The organism is Stutzerimonas stutzeri (assembly GCF_024448935.1).
In the GTDB taxonomy this organism is placed as follows: Bacteria; Pseudomonadota; Gammaproteobacteria; order Pseudomonadales; family Pseudomonadaceae; genus Stutzerimonas; species Stutzerimonas stutzeri_AO.
Map to the genome: position 1 here is coordinate 1 of NZ_JAMOIE010000197.1, position 2,229 is coordinate 2,229.

Here is a 2,229-nt window from a genome sequence, read left to right on the forward strand (position 1 = left end):
CCCTGCGGAATCCATGGATCGCGGGCATGGCCCGCTCCTACATGCGTGGACAGGCTCTGGTAGGAGCGGCCCATGGCCGCGAAGCGAACCGATGATCCATTAGGTATCGCGGGCATGGCCCGTTCACATGGTCGGCGCGGTTAGCCGAACGAACGATCCGGCATCAGGCTGCGTGCGGACAGGTCCGGGGAAATGTTGAGCACGTTGCGCAAGGCCGTCAGGCATTTCGCTTCGGTGGGGCTCACACGAAGCGCGGGATAGTGCATCAGCGCGCCCAGGGTCACCAGACTCATCGGCGGATGTTCCCAGCCGCAGGCTGTGGGCGCACCACCGATACGGGCCGCCAGGTAGTAGCGCGTGCGGGTGATCTGCGCGTCGAAGTCGCCCAGCCAGCCAATGATACGGACCTGCAGGCCGGTCTTCTCCCAGGCCTCGCGAACAGCCGTGGCCTGCAGCGAAAGCGCGGGGTCCTTGCGGGCGGTTGGAAACCCTACACAGGCTGCGTTGAAAGGCTCATTGAGGTGCGCCACCCAGACACGATGGTCCGGTTCGATGATCACTGCACCGGAGGCCAGAAGCTTGCCACCCTCTTCCAGCGGCGGCTCGGTCAAGCCGGGATTAATCATCTCCGGCAACTCCCACTGCACGGGATCTGCCGGATGGTCGCGCCATGGCGTCAGTTCGACACCATTCAATGTTCCCGAAACGGGCGCTCCAGAGGGGAAAGCAACGACAGGTGCTACACCACGACGACCTGCCTGCGCGGCCTGCTTTTCGCCAATGCCATGAATCATGCCCAGTCCTCGTCTCGGGGATTAAGTCGACTTGATAATATAGCAGCAGCGCGAAAGCGCCATCCTTTCTGTCATCAACTGGCACTTCGCACTGGCATGAGGCTGCTGCGCAGTCTAAGGAAACAACTCGGCGCGCTCGAGCGATACACCCAGGGCGTCCTTGCCGGACAGGAGCGGTATATCCCTGCATGGCCACTCGATGCCCAGGGACGCATCATTCCAGGCGATGCAGCGCTCGGCCTGCGGCGCGTAGTAGTCGGTGGTCTTGTAGAGGAACTCCGCCGTTTCGCTCAGGGTGACGAAGCCGTGGGCGAAGCCTGGGGGGATCCACAGCTGGCATTTGTTTTCAGCCGAAAGCGGCGCGCCGACCCATTGGCCGAAGGTCGGTGAGCTGCGGCGGATGTCGACCGCAACGTCGAACACTTCACCCTGCGTCACGCGCACCAGCTTGCCCTGGGCATGCGGCGGTAGCTGGTAATGCAGGCCGCGGAGCACGCCGCGTGCCGAGCGCGAGTGATTGTCCTGCACGAAGTCCGGGCTCATGCCTCAAAAAAATGAACAGCCGCTCATATTCAGATAGGTAGGTTGACCACTTATCCGATATGACCCCTCATGGTTAGCATAGAGCGCCTTAAGCGTCGTAAAAGTCATCTCGACAAAAGCTTATTTAAATTTTTTAGTAGAAGGTAATTTAAGAGCATTCGTAATTCTGCTGGTGTTATTGAGTTATCATCAGGAAGTACAGTTATTTATGCCGGTTTGTTAGCAGCTTCTGCTTTCAAGCGCTCAACTAGCCAAACCTTGATGATCGACTGTCGCGTAACACCGATGCGAGCCGCTTCTCGGTCCAACGACTCAACTACCCAAGACGGAAAATCGACATTAATGCGTTTCTGTTCCTGGTTGACACGGCGCGCCGTGGACAGATCGAGATCATCAATCACGTCTGTTTTGCCTTGATCAAATTTTTTATCAAGATCTTTAGCTTTCATAAAGCTCTACCTCTCTTTTGCGGGATCGCCTCACAGAAATGAGTCGTATCACTCCGTTTCGGTAGGTGACGACAGCAGACCAGTGTTTTGACCCTATGAGCCCTATAACCAGAAAGCGAGGTTCGTCTTCGGATCTGGCCTGGATTTCCAGAAGATCAGGATCTTTCCAGAGTGACTGAGCATCTAGAAAATCGATTCCGTGCTTTTCTAGATTGGCTTGGCTTTTGTCGTCATCGTACTGGAATTCATTCATGAGTATAAAATATTCAGTTTTTACTCATTTGGCAAGCGGGTCAAGTCGGCGGACCGGCTGCTAACGTTGAAGCAAAAGGGCGCGCTTTAGCGCGTCTCATTGAGCGCCGAGTTATGCAGAGGAGCCCAGCCGAACGCCGTGATGGCAGAGAAAAATAAATCTGTTCTCAAATCTGCTGGTAATCTTCGTT

The 2,229-nt window shown here is 56.1% G+C and carries 3 protein-coding genes and 1 pseudogene; all 4 read right to left on the reverse strand.

Annotated elements, in window-relative coordinates; genetic code table 11:
- Window positions 1-140: 140 nt before the first annotated feature.
- The 4 genes and pseudogenes from NA637_RS24735 to NA637_RS24750 all read right to left on the reverse strand — a co-directional run bounded on the left by NA637_RS24735 (window position 141) and on the right by NA637_RS24750 (window position 2,039).
- Window positions 141-794: an NUDIX hydrolase gene (locus NA637_RS24735; protein WP_256075201.1), complete on the reverse strand. Its 654-nt coding sequence runs from the start codon at window positions 792-794 to the stop codon at window positions 141-143.
- A gap of 114 nt (window positions 795-908) precedes the next feature.
- A pseudogene (gene rfbC / locus NA637_RS24740) lies at window positions 909-1,340 on the reverse strand (dTDP-4-dehydrorhamnose 3,5-epimerase); the annotation flags it as partial.
- Between the two features lie 203 nt (window positions 1,341-1,543).
- Window positions 1,544-1,786, reverse strand: a complete 243-nt coding sequence (gene brnA, locus NA637_RS24745) for a type II toxin-antitoxin system BrnA family antitoxin (RefSeq protein ID WP_256075202.1) — start codon at window positions 1,784-1,786, stop codon at window positions 1,544-1,546.
- Window positions 1,776-2,039: a BrnT family toxin gene (locus tag NA637_RS24750; protein WP_256075203.1), complete on the reverse strand. Its 264-nt coding sequence runs from the start codon at window positions 2,037-2,039 to the stop codon at window positions 1,776-1,778. Before NA637_RS24750 ends, brnA begins: the two co-directional genes overlap by 11 nt.
- Window positions 2,040-2,229 lie beyond the last annotated feature (190 nt).

Excerpts from the sequence above, each read along its gene's own strand:
- NA637_RS24735 (WP_256075201.1), bottom strand. The coding sequence starts at position 794 with ATGATTCATGGCATTGGCGAAAAGCAGGCCGCGCAGGCAGGTCGTCGT.
- brnA (WP_256075202.1), bottom strand. The coding sequence starts at position 1,786 with ATGAAAGCTAAAGATCTTGATAAAAAATTTGATCAAGGCAAAACAGAC.
- NA637_RS24750 (WP_256075203.1), bottom strand. The coding sequence starts at position 2,039 with ATGAATGAATTCCAGTACGATGACGACAAAAGCCAAGCCAATCTAGAA.